17 protein-coding genes are annotated in these 20,640 nt (G+C 35.0%); all 17 read right to left on the bottom strand.

Going from position 1 to position 20,640, the window contains the following annotated elements; genetic code table 11:
* Positions 1-234: 234 nt before the first annotated feature.
* Positions 235-1,194, bottom strand: a complete 960-nt coding sequence (gene thyA / locus ACIPKN_RS07545; RefSeq protein ID WP_400934712.1) for a thymidylate synthase — start codon at positions 1,192-1,194, stop codon at positions 235-237.
* On the bottom strand, positions 1,194-1,841 hold the full coding sequence (locus tag ACIPKN_RS07540) for a sigma-70 family RNA polymerase sigma factor (protein ID WP_400934711.1): 648 nt from the start codon (positions 1,839-1,841) through the stop codon (positions 1,194-1,196). The genes thyA and ACIPKN_RS07540 overlap by 1 nt, the downstream gene beginning before the upstream one ends.
* Positions 1,842-1,888: 47 nt before the next feature.
* A complete protein-coding gene (locus tag ACIPKN_RS07535; RefSeq protein ID WP_400934709.1) occupies positions 1,889-2,617 on the bottom strand; it encodes a pyrophosphohydrolase domain-containing protein in 729 nt (242 codons plus the stop codon).
* Between the two features lie 151 nt (positions 2,618-2,768).
* Entirely contained in the window at positions 2,769-3,779 is a 1,011-nt protein-coding gene (gene nrdF, locus ACIPKN_RS07530; RefSeq protein WP_400934708.1) for a class 1b ribonucleoside-diphosphate reductase subunit beta, read from the bottom strand.
* Between the two features lie 19 nt (positions 3,780-3,798).
* Complete coding sequence (gene nrdE / locus ACIPKN_RS07525) at positions 3,799-5,892, bottom strand: class 1b ribonucleoside-diphosphate reductase subunit alpha (RefSeq protein WP_400934707.1); 2,094 nt, start codon at positions 5,890-5,892, stop codon at positions 3,799-3,801.
* Positions 5,889-6,272, bottom strand: a complete 384-nt coding sequence (nrdI, locus tag ACIPKN_RS07520) for a class Ib ribonucleoside-diphosphate reductase assembly flavoprotein NrdI (protein WP_400934705.1) — start codon at positions 6,270-6,272, stop codon at positions 5,889-5,891. Before nrdI ends, nrdE begins: the two co-directional genes overlap by 4 nt.
* Entirely contained in the window at positions 6,269-6,493 is a 225-nt protein-coding gene (locus ACIPKN_RS07515) for a glutaredoxin family protein (RefSeq protein WP_400934704.1), read from the bottom strand. Before ACIPKN_RS07515 ends, nrdI begins: the two co-directional genes overlap by 4 nt.
* Before the next feature lie 39 nt (positions 6,494-6,532).
* A complete protein-coding gene (locus ACIPKN_RS07510; protein ID WP_400934702.1) occupies positions 6,533-6,943 on the bottom strand; it encodes a nucleotide modification associated domain-containing protein in 411 nt (136 codons plus the stop codon).
* A gap of 23 nt (positions 6,944-6,966) precedes the next feature.
* A complete protein-coding gene (locus tag ACIPKN_RS07505) occupies positions 6,967-7,155 on the bottom strand; it encodes a hypothetical protein (protein WP_400934700.1) in 189 nt (62 codons plus the stop codon).
* Between the two features lie 363 nt (positions 7,156-7,518).
* Positions 7,519-7,848 carry a hypothetical protein gene (locus tag ACIPKN_RS07500; protein ID WP_400934698.1) on the bottom strand — a complete coding sequence of 110 codons (330 nt, stop codon included), beginning with the start codon at positions 7,846-7,848 and terminating at the stop codon, positions 7,519-7,521.
* Positions 7,849-8,571: 723 nt separating this feature from the next.
* Positions 8,572-8,790, bottom strand: coding sequence for a hypothetical protein (locus ACIPKN_RS07495; protein ID WP_400934696.1), 219 nt, complete (start codon positions 8,788-8,790; stop codon positions 8,572-8,574).
* A 59-nt stretch (positions 8,791-8,849) separates the two neighbouring features.
* The gene (locus ACIPKN_RS07490) at positions 8,850-8,972 is read right to left on the bottom strand and encodes a hypothetical protein (RefSeq protein WP_400934694.1); all 123 of its coding nucleotides are present in this window, start codon (positions 8,970-8,972) and stop codon (positions 8,850-8,852) included.
* A 458-nt stretch (positions 8,973-9,430) separates the two neighbouring features.
* The gene (locus tag ACIPKN_RS07485; protein ID WP_400934692.1) at positions 9,431-10,183 is read right to left on the bottom strand and encodes a 3D domain-containing protein; all 753 of its coding nucleotides are present in this window, start codon (positions 10,181-10,183) and stop codon (positions 9,431-9,433) included.
* A 144-nt stretch (positions 10,184-10,327) separates the two neighbouring features.
* The gene (locus ACIPKN_RS07480; RefSeq protein WP_400934690.1) at positions 10,328-14,365 is read right to left on the bottom strand and encodes a PHP domain-containing protein; all 4,038 of its coding nucleotides are present in this window, start codon (positions 14,363-14,365) and stop codon (positions 10,328-10,330) included.
* 1,443 nt (positions 14,366-15,808) lie between these two features.
* A complete protein-coding gene (locus ACIPKN_RS07475; RefSeq protein ID WP_400934689.1) occupies positions 15,809-17,584 on the bottom strand; it encodes a DHH family phosphoesterase in 1,776 nt (591 codons plus the stop codon).
* A 262-nt stretch (positions 17,585-17,846) separates the two neighbouring features.
* The gene (locus tag ACIPKN_RS07470) at positions 17,847-18,959 is read right to left on the bottom strand and encodes a hypothetical protein (protein WP_400934688.1); all 1,113 of its coding nucleotides are present in this window, start codon (positions 18,957-18,959) and stop codon (positions 17,847-17,849) included.
* A 45-nt stretch (positions 18,960-19,004) separates the two neighbouring features.
* A complete protein-coding gene (locus ACIPKN_RS07465; protein ID WP_400934686.1) occupies positions 19,005-20,633 on the bottom strand; it encodes a DnaB-like helicase C-terminal domain-containing protein in 1,629 nt (542 codons plus the stop codon).
* Positions 20,634-20,640 lie beyond the last annotated feature (7 nt).

Raw genomic sequence — 20,640 nt, 5'->3', positions numbered from 1 at the left:
CACCTAATACAACAGCTTTAGAATCTTCAAGTATAGTAAGTAACAGCTTCATCTACATAAAGCTTGATGTTTTTTCAAATGACCTCACTATATACATTAAGAACTTTTTGCTCAAAATCAAAGTCTATTTTTTCAAAACTTATCACTTCAAATTTTGGTAGCTTTTCTTCAGTTTCTTTGGTTACTGTTTGTTTCTCTCCTTTTGATACGCCAAACTCATATTAATTTCTCCTTTTATATAGCAATTTCGTAAGAGAATCTACCATTATGTTTGTAATCTTGAACCTTAATATCATTCATTGTGAAGTCATAGAAGCTTTTTACTTCAGGGTTAATCCAAATTGTAGGAGGCTCATGCAACTCTCCCTTAATCTGTTTCTCGATAGTCTCTAAGTGCCTGTCATAGATATGTGCGTTATCAATGTTGATACACAACTCACCAACTTCATGACCTGTCACCTGTGCGATTAATCGGTGCAAAATTGAGTATTGATAGATGTTATAAGGGTTACCTAATGCCATATCATTAGAACGGATATTTACAGTAAGTGCCAACTTACCATCAAACAGTTGCCAATGTGTTTCATACACACATGGTTGTAAAGCCATTTCTTGTAAGTCTTCTACACTCCACAGAGTAGTTTTAATTCTACGTGAGTGAGGGTTCTTTTTAAGTATGTACAATAAGTAATCCACTTGATTTAAGTCAACATACTCTATGTATTCCTCACAGTAAGCCACAGCGTTCTCAAATTCTTCATCCGTAAGAACTTCATCAGGCTTCTCAGATAGCTCTCCATTTCGAACCATCTCTAGGAATGTTCTGTCAGCTATAATTCGCTGGTATTTGTTTCGAAGTTGCCAACCGTAAGCATTTCCGATTGTTCCATCTTTAAGCTCCCATTCATCCCAAACGTGACAGCCCATTTGCTGTAGGTCAAAGACTTCGTTAGACATTTTCTGCCAAATCCAAAATAGTTCTTTGATTGGGTCTTTCAATGGCACTCGCTTTGTTGTTAACACAATAGCACCTATACTATTGTCAAACTTCATCTGTACATTGATAATCGCTTTTGTCGGTGCTTTCTCTCCATCTTCATAGACAGTTCGTACATGCTCAGGACTATCCATAACACCATTATCAAGAATCTGTTGAATAATAGTGTTGTATTGCTTATCTGCTGTTTGGTACATTAATAATCTCTATTCTTCAAAAATTTTCTCAAGCGATTTTTAACTCGAATAGCTTTCTGAGTTTTTAATCGTTGACTTATTGCGTTAGGGTGCTTGCCAAAATGTTTGGCAATCTCCCTCATTGTTTTCTCTTTTGTTCTAGCAATAAGAATATATAACAATTCATCATCTATATCTTTATCTGCTTTTAAGAACTCAATAACCTGCTGCTGAAGCAAGTTACCTTCTGCAGTTTCGCTAGTATTTTCATTTGCTTCTATGGTGTTGAGGAAAATTACCGCTTCTTCCTCATTGCCATTCATATTAAGTGGTGTATCTACACTCACAACCTTAGCTAAATCATATGATTGAGTATTAACTGTGCGTAGTGATTCTTTCTTTGCATTGGTAGAAATAGACCATGATATACAGTTGATTGCATACGTTCTAAATGAACTTTTTCTAATAGGCTCAAAAGTTCTGATTGCATTTAGTAGCCCTATGTTTCCTAGTTGAACTAAATCATCTAGGTCAAGCATATGAGCTGTACAAAAGTATTGATTATTAGGAAACTTTCTTCTAACTGTAGTAATAACTAGTCTTCGATTTAATAGAAAAACCTCTTCTTCTGTTAGGCCTTCCCACTCTGTATTAGAGAAATTTTGCATATCGTTTACCTCTTAGAAAAGTTGCAGGGTACCCCCCTGCTAATACATTAAGCTTGAGCTTGACGTAAAACTTCTTCTTTCAATTTTTGCTCAGGTGGGAAGAACTCAGGTGATTTAAGGACTTTTCCATCCTCGCGATATTTAGGGTGCTTTTTACCATTTTCGTCAGTGAACAACTTGCTCATGTTAGAAGCATGGACAATTTCGAATAGTTGTTGTGGTAGTACACCTAATTCCACAAACGAGCCTTTAAGGAAGTAGTCTAAGTCTATTAGAGCGTCTGCCATTGCGACGATACGCTTAGTATTATCTTGGATGAATTCAGTTGCTAGTGATTTCTTATATGCTTCAGCTAGACCTTCTAAGAAAGCATAATAAAGTTTAGCGAACTGTTCTTTGTCTTTTGCGCAAGCGTGTAGGAACTCAACTAATTCCTCACCTGCCCAAATTGTGCGTTTTAAACCTCTTTCTGCTCCAATTGCAGTTGGGCTCTCAGCTACAGGGTGATTAAAAGCACTTTGGAACTCTTTTACGAGTGTAAAATGGCGATTTTTGTCAAACTCTTTACGAGGATGTTTCTCCAACACGATTAAGTCATACAGCTTGGATTCAATAAGCTCTGTTGTACGTTGTTGAAGCTCTTTATTTGTATCAACAATGACTTCAATTTTTGCTGTTTTATTTTGGAAGTTGATATAAGATACTCGCCCTTCAAATTTTTGCTTACGGTCAAAGACAATATCTTTTACCTGTGGTTTTACAAATTGCTTTTGCATAGATTATTCTGTATCTCCTTTGATGAGTTGTTTTATTTTATCTTGAAGCTTTTTGTTGGCTTCGAGCTCTGCATTAGTGTTATCAGCGTTTTGATCGAATGCCAACAACGTTTTTAATTAAATATTATTATATTATTTTTGATAGCGCCAATTAAATATTGATCCCTTTAAAGTAGAATGTTTCGTCAGTAATAGGTGCAACATTAGCCATTGTATAACTATTGCCCTTTTGCGAGAAGAAATCATGTGTCACTGAATCAGTACGAATACCGTTCATAACAATTGGGTCTACTTCTTCGCCAGGGAACATAGTATCTAAGCCTAAGTTCATTAGAGCTTTGTTTGCGTTGTAGCGCACATAAGCCTTAACCTTACCACCTACCCCTGTTTCAGCGTACACATCATCTGTGTACTTTAACTCATTCATATAAAGGTCTGCTAAAAGCTCATAGCCCCAAATCTTTAATTCATCCTGAGTTGCTTTATCAAACGTCTTAAACATTTCCTGAGCTTCGTAACCTACTGCAACCCCATGAATTGATTCATCACGAACGATTAATGAGATAACCTCAGCACTATTTTTGAGTATCCCATGCCCCCCTAAGTAAAGTGGATAGAAGAACCCTGAGTAAAACAGGAATGATTCTAACATCACAGAAGAAAAATGTGCTTTCCATAGTGAAACATCATCATCTTCTTTAATAGCTGAGTAAATTGCTTCAATCTTCCTCGCTTTATATTGAAGATATGGATTGTTCTTAACCCATTCGAATACTTCATCAATCTGAGAGTTCGTTGCAAGTGTTGTAAAGATATAGCTGTATGATTTAGCATGAATTGCTTCGAACGCACCAAACAATGAGTACAATGCTTTCTGTTGTAGGTTTTTAACAAAGCGTGAAAGCTCATTCATTCCTACGTTTGTTTGAATTGTATCTAATAAAGTAAGCCCTGCTAAAACTCGCATATAGGTTACTTGAAACTCAAATTGCTTCCAACCTAAAAGATCTTTAGATACCGCTACTTCCTCAGGCAACCAAAACTGCTTGACCTGTTGTTTCCAAAAGACTTCATGTAAGCCTAATTGTTTGTTCCAATTGACAGCTTCAAAGACTTTTTCAAATCTTTTTTGTATATACGCTCTTTCCGATAATACTTTCATTTATCTATAACACCTTCTTTTATACTGAACAACTTTCACATTCTTCAATTGTTTGCATACGTTGTCGCACGTAGTAGACTGATTTAATCCCTTTTAGCCATGCGTAAATATACACTTTAGCTAACTGTTCTGTTGTCCAATTATCTTTAATGTACAATGTCATTGAAATAGCCTGATCAACGTGTTTCTGAGCGATTGCGTAGGAATCAATCATCTTAAACATGTCCATATCGTATGCTTCAACATAAAGATGTTTGTTGTTATTATCAAGGTAAGGCATGGGGTAAATTGTTCTCGAATCAGCGTAGTCTCGCACTTCTACACGCTCTGTGATTGGTGACATTGAAGCACTTGAGCTTCTAATGTAACTAATTGAACCTGTAGGTGCAATTGCCAATCTGTATGCATGGAACATACCATGTTCTTTAACTTCTTGAGCTAATTTTTTCCACATGGCAATAGTGATGATTGGAACATTACCTAGCGCCTGTTTAGCTTTTTCAGAAGTAATTACTAGTTCTTTTCTGTAGTAATGCTCGAAATATTCACCACTTGCGTAGTCAGAATCTTCGAAACGATAGAATGTCTTCTTACGTTCCTTTGCAATCTCTACAGAAGCCTTAATAGAGTAGTAGTTTAATGCTGTGAAGAAAGCGTCAATGAGCTCGTTGGCTTCCTCGCTTCCATACATGATACCCTGAGAAACAAAGTGACCATGAAGGTTCATAACACCTAATCCTACTGAGTGCATTTCTTGGTTAGCACGAGCAACCGCAGGCACATTGTTAATGTTAGTTAATAGAGAAACTTGTGTCAGCATCCGCATTGAAGCGTTAACTAACTTTTCAAAGTCTTCTTCTTTAACTGCATTGTGAATATCAAGTGAACCTAAGTTACAACTTACATCAAGACCAATAATATCTACTTCATCATAATCATTGATTTCAGAGGTTTCCATTAATTGCATGATTTCTGTACATAGGTTAGTGATTTTCACTCGCCCTATCTTTTTCAGTGGGTGTGCTTTGTTGACATTATCATCAAACATTTCGAATGGATAACCACTCTCAATCTGAGATTTCTTAATGTCAGTGTACAACTTACGTGCATTAAGGCGTTTCAGTTTTCGAATATTAGGATTATCAAGTAACTCGTAGTACATGTCAGTAATCGAGATTTCAGACATAGTTTTACCATACTCATTCTTAATATCATAAGGAGAGAATAGAACAATATCCTTATCCTGACGAGCTAACTCGAAGAAAATATCAGGGAAAATGATACCTGTACTTAAAGTAGCAAGGCGAATCTTTTCATCTGCATTTGGTTTCTTAGCGGAGATAAAGTCCTCAATATCACCATGAAACACATTGAGCCAAATAACGCCTGAACCTGCTCGTTGACCTAATTGATTCGCATATGAGAATGAGTTCTCTAGCAACTTAGCAACAGGTATAACACCTGACGCTCGGTTCTCAATGCCTTTGATTGGGTCCTTTGCACAACGTAAATCAGTTAGTGAAATACCAACCCCCCCGCCTAGCTTCGATAGCTGTAGAGCATTTCCTATATTGTGAGCGATTGAGTTCATGTTGTCTGCCATAGCAATCTTGAAACATGACACAAACTCACCGCGAGCTTTTTTACCAACATTAATGAAAGTTGGTGTTGCAGGTTGGTAACTACGCATTAAGTAATGAATCCAATCCTCAGCGTCTTTACGCTTACCTTGAGCTAAATATAAGGAAACTATAGCCATTCTATCTTCATATCGCTCTAAGAAGTTGTTTCCATCACGAGTTTTTAGTGCATATGAGCTGTAGAACTTACTAGCACTCATAAACGTTGGGAATCTAAACTTATAATCATAAGCTAGTTTGAAGATTTTCTTAACAAACTTAAATGAATATTTGTCTAAGAATTCCGTTTCATAATAATTCTCACGCTTTATGTAGTTAATCTTTTCTTCAAGCGTATGGAAGAACATTGTTTTACGATTGATCTCTTCAAAAAAGAAGTCACTTGTAGCTTCTCTGTCCTTCTCTCGGTCAATAATACCCAATGTTTTGTAAGTATTAAGAACCTCGTTGTTTAACATTAAATAATTTTTCAAACTTGTTCACCTGCAATCATTTTTCTATAGCTACTGCTAATAGTTGCTATATCATCCTGATTACCTCGTAGATCAATCATGCGTATTATTGGAACTCTTAACCACTGAGAGATCTCAATAGCAGAGCCACAAAAATTCTGCTTTCCAAAATTTGTGTTACCACTTGCGATTACACCTCTAAGATTTTCCCTATTTTCTTCATGTGAAGATAGGAATTGTCTTACTACCTCAGGCGCTTCCCCTAACTTATCTGTATAAGTTAGCAAGTAATAGGGGTCTTGAACAATAGTACTAACTGTAATCTCCATTATAGGAATAGACTTATCTAGTCTTCCCACAATATCTCTCACGTTACCAGTTCTACTAGCGTAGGCTATCATGCCTTTTGAGCAATGAGAGCCTGAATTGAAGGAACGTCAGCATAATATTGACCTTCAGCAAGTGCGATAGGTAGGCCCATGAATCCTTTTTCCTTAAGCTCCGCTTCTGCTTTTTCATCAAAGTCTAAGTTGACTTGTTTGTATGCCACCTCTGCTGAATCAAGAAGTGTTTTGATTAAAGTACACTTTGGGCATACTGTACGTGTATAAAGAATAATCACGGTAAAAACATCCCCTTTAAATATATAATTATATCTCTTTTAACAGTTGAACGTAAAAGTTGTTGATCCTAATGTTCGTTTATCTTGAGTTGTATCTTCTTTTAATGCTTTTTCGATTGCTGTTGCAACCTCTTTGTCAATTTTATCTATAACTTTATGGTTCATTTCTTGCATTTTACGATAACCTAAGATCGCGTACCCTGCTAGGTCTAATAAAGTATCTTCGATAGCTTCATCTGACACTTGGCGAGCTTTATTTTCTTTGATTAGATTTTTGAATCGACTAAGTTTATCATCTAAGCGAATAGCTAATGAAGATAATCCCCATTCGTCAATGTTTTTGTCAACATTGTTGCCATAATCAGCATTCTTACTTTTAAGTGTTTCCACTAATTTAGTAGTGATAATTTCAACTTCCGTTGCGAACCTTTGAGCGTTATAGTTTGTCATATTTCTCACCGCCTCTAGATCAATTAACAACAATTGATATCATTATATTTCTTTTGATAAGTTTTATAAAATACTTGGTCATATTTTTCTAGCAAACCTATCTTCCACCAATTTACAAACGTCTCGAAAGTAACACCATGCCTATCAAGAATCTCATTCTCAACAAATATATCACCTAACCAATCCAATGTTTCGTCAGTTAATTTAGCCATAATATTTCACCTCGAAAGAAACAGAGTATTTACCTAGTAGCCTGTCATAAAACCTCTTCCAAACTCTCTTTTGAGAGGGAGAAGCAGAATCACGCTCTAGTTGTGCTAAGTGTTTGCTCCTTCTATCAAGGATTGAGTTAATCATAACTTGCTCTTGATCGTAAGTTAACATAACATTATGCACCTTTTGTATAAATTTGATTAACCTTTACTAATCTTTCACTTCGATATTTTAATATGAAGTGATATGCCATATATGCTTTGAAAATATAATTGCTTCCTCGATGTTAAGGAGATTCTACTCTCCATTAGTTACTTATCTATATCAACGGCTTTAACTGTGGCTCTTATTGATTTAATAACTTATTTCAGTGTTTTTCTGTGAAGAACTACGTTAGCTTCTCCTAAAATTGTAGATAGCTTTTCCACAACATCTTTGTGACCATTTTTGTAAAGAGCATGGACCAAAGAACTATAAGCATCTTTTAGCTCTTTTTTCTCAAAGCCTTTGTATCGGTACAGATTAACCCCATTTTGAAGTGGTGTTTTTTCAATAATATGACCTTCCTCATAAAGCTCTGATAACCTTGCTCTAAAACTAGGTGATATTTTAATCAATTCAGTGTTTGTTAAACCGCTTGGTGTGTTTTGTAGTGCTTCAAGCACTTTTTGTCTAGCTGTTGTTCTAGTCATTTCTTATGCTCCTAACCAACCCTATTTGTATTCTCCCAATATTACTGATATTTATGGCTATTAAGATAGACCATACTATAAGAGTTGCAACAAATCTTAACAAAGCCTCAAACTGCTTATATTGCCAATGCTTTAGTAGCACCTGATTGGCGCATTTCAATTATCGACATAACTCTTGTCAACAGCTCCCATGAATAACAATTAATAACCTGCTACATAAAGCGCAAGTGCTTCACCTGAAACACACTAGTATTTAATAAGAATCATATTGTTTGCAGCACTTCTCGAATTTTATTCACATAGCATTATTATGTCACTTTTACGAATTTATTTTAAGCTCTTCCTGTATTAAACAGTACAGCTCTCATTACATTTGGAAGTGCTTAACCAAATTGACCCTTAGTAATCTTCGCTAATGTGTCCGCTTCTTCTTCTATTACATCGTCATTGAATGACCTTCCTAGTGCTTTATGAATTTCGTACATGTCTTCGTATTCTTCTATGAGTTTACCTCCAACATAACTAGGCATTTATCATGCAGTTACCTACACATTGAAATAACAATCTCTTGTTCTCCATTGTGTAGCTTATTCATAACATATCGAGGTAGATATATCACCTTCATATCATGTCATTATATTGTTTTTCATCCATTTTATTAAACGTGAAACTCTGAATCTATTACGTTTCATAGATTTCACCTCCTCCCAAAAATAATGTCTATCACTTTTGTTTACCCCATCTTTGACTGAACTTTTCAACTTGTGACATTAATTCTGTACTTTGTTTTTCTTCTTGTGGGGTAAAAGGAATAATATCAGGGTGATTTTCCAAATCAATGACCTTTGCTAGTGCTTCACAATTGCGTAAGAAGTACTTGTGATTAGAAACCTTCTGAGATGTGCGTTGCATTCTTTTAATGGCTTCATTACACTCATTCATAAATTTGTAATTTTCTTTGATAAAGTTTTGAGCTTCTACTAAATTAATCAGCGATTATTTCAGTCTTCTTCCATTTTTTTAGCTAAGAAAAAGTTTTGCTCTAAAGTTTGCATTAAACTTATTGGATTAAGTGATTGCCATTGTTGCGGTTCGTTCTTTTCTTCAATTGTTTCATCCACCATATTATAACTTTACTCTTATATAATTATATTACTTTTAATGTATTAATTGAGCGAGAATTCTCATCTGTACAAATGAGTTTATTAATCACTATAATATATACATATTATCATATTACTTTTTTAAAGTAAATGTTTTTCCCAAATATTTTAAAGTTCAGTAGTAGCTAAGCTTAGTTTCATCATGACGAACCCCTTTAAATTGAAGGAACGATACAGCTGGTTAACCGTCAGCGTTTTGTAAATTTCGGAAATACCGTATTTTACAAGTGAATCCATTTACACCCAATAGATAGCCCTTTTAATCCACGCTAGTCAGTTCATCAATTAATTATTCAATAAGTTGCTCTTTATTCACCATAGTGTTTCTCCTTAAACAAAAATGGGTATAGAGGAAAATTTCAACCATAACTCAATATCCGAATTTTATTATTATATTACTTTTATGATTTTTTTTGAAACTATTTGCCGTTTCTTATCACTTTAACGTAAACAGTATGTCTACCTAAATTATAAGCTGTTTGTTTGTCAGCTACAAGAATATCAACCTTGTGACCTTTGATTGCTCCACCAGTGTCCAAAGCAATTGCTCTAAATTTCTCGTAAGGTGTTGAAACCTCTACGATAGAGTACAAAGGAATAACAAGAGGGTCTACAGCAATTACTCGCATACCATCAACATAAATCGAACTACGAACATCATAGCCTGTTGCTGTAACACCTGAGCAACCGTTACAATATGGAGTGTAGTAGCTACCATTGAACGCTACACCATTAGTTGCTAGAGCTTGTTTTTGGGGTTGCGCATTTGTTTGTTGTTTTTGGTATTCTAATTGCTTTTGCCTCGCTATTTCTTTTTGTTGCTGTAGCATTGATTGACGCTTGCATTCAGCTTCCTCACGTGCTTTACGCTCTGCTTCTTCTTTGGCTTTGCGTTCTGCTTCAATCTTTGATAAACGAGCTTCTTCTGCTAATCTTGCTTTTTCATGCTCGATTCGCACTCTTTCTTCTCGTTCATATTGGAGTTTTTCGCCCTCAGCTTTGATTTCTTTTGCTGACTGTTCAGGTGATTTAAACGTTGGAACTAAAGCACTTGAAGGTAGCTCAATTTGTGTTTCTCCTTTTGTTATATTCGGTGCTTCTATTTCATTGCATGTTACATAAGAAACTAATGAAATAAAAACTAACCCTCCTGTCACTAGAGTTGATAACATTACTTTTGATACCTTAGTGTTTTTCATTAAACTTGTCGCTAAATTCTACGAAATCTTACTTTGTCACATTTGAAACATAGACATATGTCCTGAATTTCATTTATAGAATATAACTTCCTTCCTTCCTTTAGTAAGAATAGGAGCCTAGTAAGCTCTTGCTCTTTCATCTTGAAGAATTAAGTCACCGTTTTTCTCAACACCTAGTATTAAGTTTACAGTATGTTGAACCTCTTCACCTTTGACTTTGTAAGTTTTCAATACAAATTGTTCTTCTCTGCGGAAACCATTAAGCAACACTAGATTGCCGCGAATGAACCACGACTTCTCAATCACTTCTTTTTTCTCACCTTTTTTGCGTGAAATCTGTTTATCATAGTAAGCGAAATTTCCTGCATATGTTTTCACATTAACAACGCCATGAGGTGTTAAAACAGTAATTGTATGTCTTGTTTTGTTTCGGTCAAGTACAGTACCAACAATAGTAAAGACCTTCTGCTCAGGAATGGTTTTATCATTGAACTGCGAATATCCTACTACTACAGGTTTTTCATCAAGTTCGAAGAAATTAACAATGTTGTATTTCTCCATATTCACATTCATTAACTCATGATCATTCTCATAATATGAGATAGAATCCATTTCCCATTTAGATACTGAGCCTTTAGCTGTTTTGTACCACTCTCTCTTAAACATGGCTTCATTATAAAGTTTGATAAACTCTTTCGTAGTTATTAGCTCTTTGAAAGGCTTTATCTTTTCATTATACTCTTTAGTGAATTGTTTCTCCGAAATCTCAAGAGTAACATAATTATATCCACAGATAGAACTACCGTCAAATGTTTTCTCATAAAATTGCTTGGCACTTTCATCTAGCCCTAGAATCTTATCTTTAGAAAACCCTGTTTTACTGCATTTGTTTGGTACTTCTTCCACTCGAACTACACTCTTTGAGATATATTCTTTAAAGTTGAATAGCTCTTTATAGATATGCAAATCAGGATTATCTAACAATCCTAAATCAATGATAGATTTCATGTTTTGCATATTCAAGCTCTCTTTTATGCCGATTTCTTTTAATAAAAAATCTCTCATAATATCTCTTGGTTGACCAAACTCATTAAATGCACCTGCTTTAATGAGCTGTGTAACGTGTTTCTTTTGTACCAGCTTTCCAACATACATACGCTCGTAAAAGTCGTCAAATGAAGCGTAAGGACGATTAGCAATGATTGTGTGAGCTATTTCATCACCGATTCCTACAATACCTTTAAACGAGAAGATAATACGCTCGTTTACAATATCAGGTACAAAGCCGAACTCAGCTCGATTGATTAATGGTTGTGATACATTAACACCGCGACCTTTCATCTTTCCTATGGCTTCTGCTACTTTACCATAGTTGGTTGACTTCTGTTTTGCCTCTTCTTCCACCTCCAAAGAGCCTGAGTTAACTGTTAGGCACGCTGTTTGCCAATACAGAGGATTGTAGTAGTAGGATAGATTCGCTTCAACCATAGCTATCAGAGTATACGCTAGAGTGTGAGGAATCGAAAAAGCGTAACCTAACATTCGGGAAATCTGTAACCATAGATACTCGATTACTTCATCACGGGTTCCACGTTCTCTTCCCCATAAGAATAGCTTTTGTTTTACTTCTTCCTGTACATCTGCCTTTTTCTTGGCAATACTTTTACGAAGGTAGTTAGCTTCTTTAACAGTGAATCCTGCTATGTTTTCATCCATAGCCATAAGCATTACTGCTTCTTGTGTATCAGCTACACCGTTTAAGGCTTTTAGGTACTTCTCAAAAATAGCGACTTCTTCATCAGTTAAACCATATTGGTGCATTTCTTCATACCAAAGATTAATATCATTCTTGTATCGTATGAATGTATCAATTGGTTGTTCTTCGCCATCTGACATAAGTCGCATGATAGAATTCAATGATACAAGCTCAATAAGGTTTTTAGGTTGAGCTTTCTTGATAACAGCCTGACCTAATTGAGTTGAAAACTGGAATAAGTCAATTATCTTATCTTCACCAATCATCTTAAATAACTCAGGGTTAGTCTTATCAATAATTTCAGGATGGAAGTATTTCTCGAATGTTTTTCGAAGTGTTCCTTGCCACTCAATTTCTCCATATTTTAACAAGAGTTCCATACACTCTTGAATCTTATCATTACCCTCAATTGTAAGAACATCGAACTTGATAGCTCCACATGCCTGACTATCATCTAAGTTAAACTGTGTGATAGGTGTTCCATTTGGTGCTTTCATCATTGCGTTCATCTTGGTGTATTCTTCATTTAGAACTAGTACACCACCTGCATGGATTGAGCGTTTGTTGATTAATCCCTCAACCTTTAAAGCTGTTTCTCGTAGTCGTGGATACATGTCGATTTCATCAATAAGTTGTTTGATAAGTTTTCTACCTTTTTCTTCATTACCATATAGACAATCTTTCAGTGACCACATATCGCCACGTTCTACAGGAATAAGTGAAGCAATATATAAACCTACATCACTATCAATACCTAAACCACGACAAGCTGTTTGAACCGCAGATTTTGCTTTCTCAGTACCGAAAGTACATACTTGAATAACTTGTTTCTTACCAAAGAAATCTCTCATTCGGTCAAAGAGGAAGCCTTTTTTAGTTGAGGATACATCAATATCAATATCCAACGCTGAAATATCAGGTTTAGACTTATGTAAGTGCCGCCAATGGGGAACTTCAATACCATAAAGCAATGGGTTTACTTGAGTAACGTCAGTTAAGTAGTTGATTAAAAAGGCTACAGCAGAACCTCGCCCTGCACCCACAATTGAACCTTCTTCTCGTGAAGCGTCACCGCAATCGTCACCCCAAATTATCTCAATGATTTTAGCAACTGTAACATAATAACTGGCCATTGATTGATTTAGGATTATTGACATTTCCCACAGTTCTTCTAGCTCTATATTTATTCGAGCCATTACTTTATGAAATGCTTCTTTTGACATTCCACGATAAGGAATTTTCTTTTTGAAGCCCTTCTCGATTAAATGAATCAAGTATCTATCTTGTTCATTTTCAGAGAGTGCCATTTTCTCAATGTAGCCATATTTCTTATAGCCACCTTTAAATAGGTGAGTCACCTCAAACTCAGGTAACTTAGCAACAGGAATGATAGTGTCACCCTCAATTGTATAGTCGCAAATCATTTTTCCTATAGCCATTGTATTTTTCAAAGCTTCTTTGACAACATCTTTGTCTAAATAGCTCATTTTCGCATAAATCTCACTAACCTTGTGCAAGTAAGTGTGAGCATAAAATGAATCAGTCTCACGTTCATCTTGCTTAGAGTTTAGGTATGCTTCATGAATTGGCCTGTCCTCAGGTCTTAGATAGTGAGCGTCATTGGTGATAATTAGTTTTAAACCATATTTTTGTGCTAACTTGATAAGTACTTTGTTTACTGTTAATTGCTCATAATCAGCACTAGGTTGTAGTTCAAGATAAAAGTTATCTTTACCATGTAGCTCAATGTTCCACTCAATAAACGATATTAACCTTTTTATATTATATTGTTTCTTTTGTTCATCTCCTTCTAAACGTGCCTTATCAGCTTCTAGGATATAGATAGAGCTTTCAGAGCCCAAGCAAGCAGTCGTAGCAATCAGTGTATCAGGGAACTGTTTTACAATCGCTTCTAGGTCTTTTTTGACTGTTGGTACACGCTCCATTGTACCAGTGTAAAATGAGTTCTCCCATGCTTTTGAGGATAAAATACGGAGAGCTTCATGACCTTCTTTGTTCTTAGCTAAGAGTAGATAGTGAGGGAACTTAGTTATACCTGATTGGTAGTTATCTCTAACTTCTTCTAAGCTGTCAACAAGGTATATCTCGTTGCCTAGAATCAATTTAAAGTCTTTCCCTATCTTACCCGTTTTCTTTAGCTCACGAACCGTCTGAATAGCTTTCACATGTGCTGATAGGGCTTCGTGGTCAGTAATGGCCAAACCTTTAAGACCAATATCCCACGCTGTCTGAATAAGGTCCTTAACAGAGTTGATACTATCTAATAATCGTATGTTACTAACATCTGTATGTGCGTGAAGCTCGATACGACAAGTACATTCACCTTCACATGTACATATACAAACGTCTATTTTGTGTAGTTCACAAGTTTTGCACATTTCATCTTCTCCAATCAATATCAATAAAAATAGCTATAGCATTACGCTACTTTTGTTAATCTTTTGCTATTCTTACTTTTGTCTTGTGTTTTATATAAGCTCAAGCTTTCTTCGCACAATCACGAAAATCATTCCAACTGCTTTTGATATTTCAGTGATGTTTTTTGATTAAAGTAATACATGTCTTAAACATAATTTACTGAATCTTTCGACTGTTCACCCCGACCACAGACAACACCATTTACAATGTCCTCCAACCAATCAAGCTCAGGCAATATTTCATTTGCTAAAATTTATTAGTGTCTAAAACTTACTTTTCCCCTATATTTTTCGAGCCAATCCCAAAACTTATCTTGTTCAACATCAAAACTATAGTCATTGTATGCAGTTGCAATTCCATGTTTCTTAAATTTTTTTGCAGGTAGTCCATAGTTCCTTATCCAACATCTTATAACGCTTACCTCAGCTCCTATGATTTCGGCAAACTCTTTGGTTGTCATTAATCCTTGAGCAAGCCTAGGATCTTGACTTCCTAATAGTTTAGTTGCAGAACATTTAATAGCTTCAACACTTCTACGTAAATATTCGGCATCCCATAATTGGTTTTAATCTAATCAAAATAAGAATTAGCTTATTCTTATCTTTATGTATTTTATTTGTCGTTTCCATCTCTTTCATAACACTAATTCACTCATTAATAAAGCAATTTCTAACATGTATTGCATCACGATTCTTTTGACTAAATATCCTACTTGCTCACAGAAAATTTTTTTAGTAATAAATTCAATTTCTTTTTTTGACCATACATTTTGTAAGTTGTATTTGCTCTTGTTGCTCTCTTACCCCCACACATTTAACATTGTATATAATATTGTTATTTTTGTAAATAAAAAGAGTAGGTTTTCCTACTCAATTTAAAGATTTTAAACAGTTTTTTGAAAGGCAACGATAAAAGTTTTACAATATCTGAGAACCAATCATTTTTCACTTTTCTTATTCTTCTTTACGTGTATAGCTTTCTTCTTATTCTTCCAAAATCTCATTTGAATACTCATCTTTATGATTAATTTTACAACCTATAAATTCTTCATGTAATGATACTCTATTTCAACATCTTTTATTGCGAATCCTGTAGTAATCCCATCTTTTGTGAAAAATCAGATTTTTCCACACTCACTACGATTGGGTCTTTACAATCGATGAAGCCTTTTAGAACATCAGCTTGACACCCCATCACGAAAGACTCATATCTTTATAGACCTCAATCTCACAGATAAATTTACCTATAATCAAGTTAGCTTTCTCCTGTGATTCTTCTGACCATCCATCTAGTATAATTTTACTTACCATGTATGTAAATCATCTTTCATTTCACTTATAAAACTTGCTATTATAATTCTTAAGAACATCGTAAAAATAATAAATAATTCAATTTTATCATTTTTACCAATTGAATAAATCATCTACATTGACTTCTTCAAATAGCGTAAATTTTGCTTTTTCACCTATTGCCATATCTTCAATTAGGAACTGCGGTGTGCTTTTTCCCAAGAAATGGTTCACGCTCAAGCTTCCAACAATTGTTAGTTTAACGATATGACCGTCTTCCATCAGGTCAAGTAAGCGTCTATCGCCTGTGAATTGTAGAAACTTGATATTGTTGTGATACCACTCAATCATGTTTGAGCTTGAAGACTTTTTAATCCTGTTTGTATCTACTTCAATATCAATTGCAAACAATGGCTTGCTTACTCCCTTGCCCCAAAGGTACTCATGCTCATAAACTTTATCAACTAGCTCAGTAGTTAATTGACCATCTTCTAAATAGAAATCAACATCAATCTTCTGCTCACCTGTTAGATTTTGTTCCTCTAAAGCATTATTAATGGCACCATTCAAACTTAATAATGAATCTTTTGAAATCTTAAATCCACAAGCATTTTGGTGTCCACCTAGATAATCAAACAATTTCAACCCCTCTAGGAAGTCCTTAGTGTTCTTCATAGTGCCATCATAACCACGTAGAGATCCTGAAAAGCGCTCTATCTCGCTATCCCACACTAACATTAGGACAGGCTTTCTATACTCTCCTGCTAACGCTCCAGCAAGATAGCCACCTAAGTCTCGGTCAAATGATTCTTCTAGCTCAATCAATAGAAACGCATTTTCGTGAAGATTCTTTTCTACAATCTGCTCCTTGATTTTGACAACCCATTTTTCACGCATTGTCTTTTGACGCTTATAAGCGTTGACACATTGTCGAGTTACCTTTTGTGGTAGGGTCTCACTTTTTTTAGAGCGAGGATTCACTGTAGCTTGCTCAATACCTCTAAAAGCATTGAATAAGTCAACCTTTTCCTCGGGTTTCCCTACTCGGATAATACCGTTCATCTTAGGGATAACACCGAAAGCCAATGTGTGAGGATATACACGCTTAAAGTCACCAATCTGTTTTAAGATGATTTCCTTTAAGAACTCGTTTCGTATATCCTTTAATCCTTCATACACTAAGTAACGTGTCTCAGGACTTGTTAAGTCCATGCTGTCAGCGATATTGCCAAGCGCAACAAGGTCTAAATACTGTTCTGCTTCCATGTAGCCATATTCATCATCAAGTGCCTGTAAAAACTTGTATACGATTCCTACGCCTGATAGAGCCTTGTTAGGATAGTTATCTGATAGTTGGTTGTTAACTACTAGAGCAAACTCTGATTCACCATTCTCAGCTTCGTGGTGGTCAAGGATTAAGATAGGTATTTCATGTTTTTCACAAATGAGATACTGTTGTTTGTAATCACTTGTCCCTGCGTCAGCTACGATTAATAAGTCAATAGCTATTTCCTTATGTAGCTCTATAACCTCTCTCACTTTGTCCTCTGTGATACCATGTTGTTTACCTTCATGGAATAAGAAGATAAGTTCAATATGAGGGAATAGATTCTCGATATATGAAGCAAGAATAGCTGAACTTGTGTTTCCATCAATATCACTATCAATGATTAGTACAACTCTTATCTTTCCCCCTTCTACTCGCCCTCTGTTCTCAATCTCTTTGAACAGCGCTACAGCTTCCTTCATGTTTTGTAAGTTTGAGTAGTGAATTTCATCACTTGCTTTAGGTTCTAATAACCTCTCTTTGTCTGAAATGCCACGATTCCCTAGAATAACTTCTAGAAAATCATCCGTGACAATATTGGATGTGCTAATTAACCGATACAACAAATTCACTCTCCAATTATACAATTATATTACTTTTAAATAATCTTTGCTGCTTCTTTTTTTCGAAATTTGGAATCTCTTTACTTTTGCACCTAGAACTAAGATTCCACCTTCAATATCTTTGATATTTTCCTTTACTTTTTTTCTTTTTCAGAATGTTAAGCAGCCAAATCTAATTTTTGTTTCTTTATCTGCGTAAGCAATCTGCATTGCATTTTCTACTGATTTTTCAAATATCTTAATTGCTCTTTCCATTGTGTTATTATTCCTTTGTGTTAATAGTTGTTCTCATTTTGAATAACTCAACAAAAACCTCTTTACCTTTATCAGAAGGTGAGTCCTTTAAATCTAGCAGTTTCCACCTGTCCCATATCATACTTACCTTTGTGTAGCTACTAAACATTGAACAAAGTCGCTCTAGTTTTTCTTCATATATGTTAGCCTCTTTTGTGTTGAGAACAGTGAACTCTTTATCTAGCGCAATAATAACTTCCTGTACGCCTAAGTTAATTAACATTTCCACCTGTTGTTTACTAATATTACTACCACATAGAGCTACACTAAAGTTCTGATTAGGAAAGTAGGTTTCAAATTGCATTACTGACTTCTCAGATTCAAAAATAACTACTTTTCGAATCTTTTTAATGAAGTTTTTGTTTTGATACAATCCATAGAGATTTTGGAAAGTTGGATAAGAATACTGTACATTCTGTATCTTTAGTGGAATGTATTTATATCCATTATCAATGTCCTCGAAGTTTAATGACCTAGATTTAAGTCCAATCAACTTACCTGTGTCATGGCTTCTGTGAGGAATAACAATTCTATTTGATTTCTCATAGTACATAATCTCATATTTTTTCATTGTTTCCTCACTGATATTGTCAGATAAGAACACTGGGTGGGGTTTACTAGAAAACAATTTCAAAGTATATTCGCTATGTACTTTCATTTCAATATTGACAGGCTTTTTAACCATTAAACTATCAAGCCAATCTAATTCTTCTCGTCTACTAACATAAGAATGACCAAAACCCTCAGGTCTAGTTATGTACTCATTTGTCTTTCCTAGAATTCTTAAAATCCAATTAATAGCACCTGTCAGATTAATTTCCACGCCTTTTAAAGCATAGTTTTTAATTACTAGGTCAAATACATCAAAGTTACTACCGCAATCTGTATAACAACGAAAAATCATATCATTAATGTAGTAGTATAACTTCATCTTTCCATCTGAAATGTTATGACAAATGGTGTTAGTTATAATGTGACCTTTTTCTAGGTGTGATTCAATGTGTTGAACCCCTAACTCTGTCAGAATTGTCTTAATTTCTTCAATTGTTAGTTCACTTTTTAACATATCTTTGTCATACATTTCAATCACCTAGTCCCCAAATAAATCTCCAATGCCACCTTCATCTTAATAGCTATTAGTTTCTTTTATGATAGCTATGATATCTTTTTCATCTTCTGCATAGATGTTAAAAACACTTGTTTCTTTATTTTCATCATCTTCTAGGAACTGTTCAACCAAAGTTGGTGTAATATCAGAGATAACCTCACCTTTATAGTTAGTTACAAATAAGTCAGTCATTCGTAGAGTGCCTAAATTAAAATGTACCCAAATGCGAATTAACTTCCACTTGTTACCACGATTCTTATAGATGTTGATTGTGTGAGTAGGTTGCAAATGGAAACCTAAGTTAGCAGTCTTTTTAATTTCATCAAACAACGCCTCATCTTGAGTTGTAAGAGGGATTTGAATTGCCCCTAAGTCAAGTTTGTTGACTATAGATTTAGAGCCTTCTAATGCCGATTGATCTAATGCACCTTGTTTCCATGTGTCATTAAGCTGAGTAGATGTACCAATCCAAACATTGTAGCGATTACAGATGTTCTTTAATCGTATTGACATGATACGCAATACTTGGTGCTCTTGAAGGTTACGTGCACCTTGTTTTGCTAGGCTATCAAACATCTTTAATGTTGAATGCATATAGTCAAAACCAATATATTGTACACCATTTTTGTTTACATGTTTCTCGATTTCATGTTCAATATCATCATCATCAAAGTCAAATAATTCTTCGAACCATACAGGTGTTTGTTCTAAAACTTTGAAAGCGTGTTTTAAACGCTTAATTTCTTCGTCCGTTAGGTCATTGTTATGAACCTTATCTTCTTCAACATCAGCAATGAAACATACCGCAGGAATCTTAATTTCTTCTTCCTCTAACTCAGTTGAGATAAATAGTCCACGCCCTTTGTTGTTGGTTTTAACCCACTTACCATCAGTATAAATATCAGTTACACACATATTTAAGATGTGGGCTAATAGCGAACGAGTTTTACCCGAACCTGAGTTACCTGAAATACAGTAAAGCTTTCGCAATCGTGCGCCACGAGAAGCTGTGTTAAGGTAGCCACTTGTTAAGTTAGCGCCATAGCTTAGAGCTAGTGTTTTCTTGAAGAAAATATCTCGAATATTCTCGGATAAGTGACTGCCGATACCTTCTTTTTCAATCATAAATTCAGACTTAATATCAATGATTTTGCTGTCTATGTGTTTCACTATGTCAACTACAGTCAATTTATTGAAGCGTTCTGACTGTTCTTCTTCATCTTTAAGCTCAAAAACATCAACATCATAAATGTCTGAAATATCAATACCAACCTCAGTATAGTGTCTAAGCAATGAAAACTTTTTAACTCTGTTATAGTGATAATCGAAGTTATCAGGCTCATTTAGTTCCATCACTCTGTCAACATATTCGTCACCGCCATTGTCCTTATATATTCGGTGTTGGTTAGTAAATCCTTTTAGTAAATAGGAGTTAATCTCAAACTTACCAATCTTTGAGACACCTTCACGATAAAGCTCATTTATTGTTGTGAATAAAATCTTATGAAATCTCTCAGGGAAATCATTCGGTGTTAGCTTATATCCACTAGATAAACTCAACACTTCATCCGGTTCATTCAGAAGTCTAGCGAATATTGGAATATAAGCAAATTTATCTTGTAGAGCTAAGAGTGTTTTATTACTCATTTCCCAT

This window comes from Lysinibacillus sp. NPDC086135 (genome assembly GCF_044746345.1).
GTDB lineage: Bacteria > Bacillota > Bacilli > Bacillales_A > Planococcaceae > Lysinibacillus.
Note: the sequence above shows the minus strand (reverse complement) of the source record. Positions and strands in the feature narration are given on the sequence as shown.

Coding starts and splice junctions, on each gene's coding strand:
- thyA (WP_400934712.1), bottom strand. CDS start 1,194: ATGTACCAAACAGCAGATAAGCAATACAACACTATTATTCAACAGATT.
- ACIPKN_RS07540 (WP_400934711.1), bottom strand. CDS start 1,841: ATGCAAAATTTCTCTAATACAGAGTGGGAAGGCCTAACAGAAGAAGAG.
- ACIPKN_RS07535 (WP_400934709.1), bottom strand. CDS start 2,617: ATGCAAAAGCAATTTGTAAAACCACAGGTAAAAGATATTGTCTTTGAC.
- nrdF (WP_400934708.1), bottom strand. CDS start 3,779: ATGAAAGTATTATCGGAAAGAGCGTATATACAAAAAAGATTTGAAAAA.
- nrdI (WP_400934705.1), bottom strand. CDS start 6,272: ATGATAGCCTACGCTAGTAGAACTGGTAACGTGAGAGATATTGTGGGA.
- ACIPKN_RS07510 (WP_400934702.1), bottom strand. CDS start 6,943: ATGACAAACTATAACGCTCAAAGGTTCGCAACGGAAGTTGAAATTATC.
- ACIPKN_RS07505 (WP_400934700.1), bottom strand. CDS start 7,155: ATGGCTAAATTAACTGACGAAACATTGGATTGGTTAGGTGATATATTT.
- ACIPKN_RS07500 (WP_400934698.1), bottom strand. CDS start 7,848: ATGACTAGAACAACAGCTAGACAAAAAGTGCTTGAAGCACTACAAAAC.
- ACIPKN_RS07495 (WP_400934696.1), bottom strand. CDS start 8,790: ATGAATGAGTGTAATGAAGCCATTAAAAGAATGCAACGCACATCTCAG.
- ACIPKN_RS07490 (WP_400934694.1), bottom strand. CDS start 8,972: ATGGTGGATGAAACAATTGAAGAAAAGAACGAACCGCAACAATGGCAA.
- ACIPKN_RS07485 (WP_400934692.1), bottom strand. CDS start 10,183: ATGTTATCAACTCTAGTGACAGGAGGGTTAGTTTTTATTTCATTAGTT.
- ACIPKN_RS07480 (WP_400934690.1), bottom strand. CDS start 14,365: ATGTGCAAAACTTGTGAACTACACAAAATAGACGTTTGTATATGTACA.
- ACIPKN_RS07470 (WP_400934688.1), bottom strand. CDS start 18,959: ATGTATGACAAAGATATGTTAAAAAGTGAACTAACAATTGAAGAAATT.
- ACIPKN_RS07465 (WP_400934686.1), bottom strand. CDS start 20,633: ATGAGTAATAAAACACTCTTAGCTCTACAAGATAAATTTGCTTATATT.